At 31.0% G+C, this 584-nt stretch carries 1 protein-coding gene; it reads left to right on the forward strand.

Annotation, left to right across the window (positions count from 1 at the left end):
- Nucleotides 1-44 precede the first annotated feature (44 nt).
- A partial coding sequence (locus AC3A84_RS17330) for a CD1108 family mobile element protein (RefSeq protein WP_487971276.1) occupies nt 45-584 on the forward strand: 540 nt, incomplete at its 3' end.

A 584-nucleotide genomic window follows, 5' to 3' on the forward strand; every position in this document is an offset into this window, starting at 1 on the left:
GTTGGCATAAATGGATTTCCTGGTGCACAAGCATCAATGAGTGCATTTTTAGAAAGGTATTCAAAGTCAAATTCCTCTTCTTTAATAAAAAAGCAAATGCTTATAAGAAGTTTCAAAAGAAGAAACAGATGAAGTCAGCTATCTATAAACAAAAGAAGACAAGAATTAGAGATAGAGTTAAAAAGACACTGATGGATACATTCAAGGTATCTAAAGACTTCATCATAAGAAAAGCAAAAGTGGCAGCAATAGTAGTAGCTGCCATAATTATTTTTGGAACTTTTGTATTTAACTTTGCAAGCATGACAATGGGTGGATTTGCTAATTCTACGAGCAGTGTTTTAACAACATCATATTTATCAAGACCAAATGTTTTAACTGAGATTAACCAAAGTTTTTCAAACAAGGAGAATGACTTATATAGCGAGCTTGAAAATGTAGAAAAGAATAATCCCAGATACGATGAATATATCGTAAGAAAAAATGGAGATATTGGTCATAATGTTCATGAACTTTTATCCTATATCACTTCAAGATATGGTGAAGTAAAGAGTTTATCTGAAGTTAGTAATATTTTAGATGAC

This window comes from Paracidovorax sp., assembly GCF_057642795.1.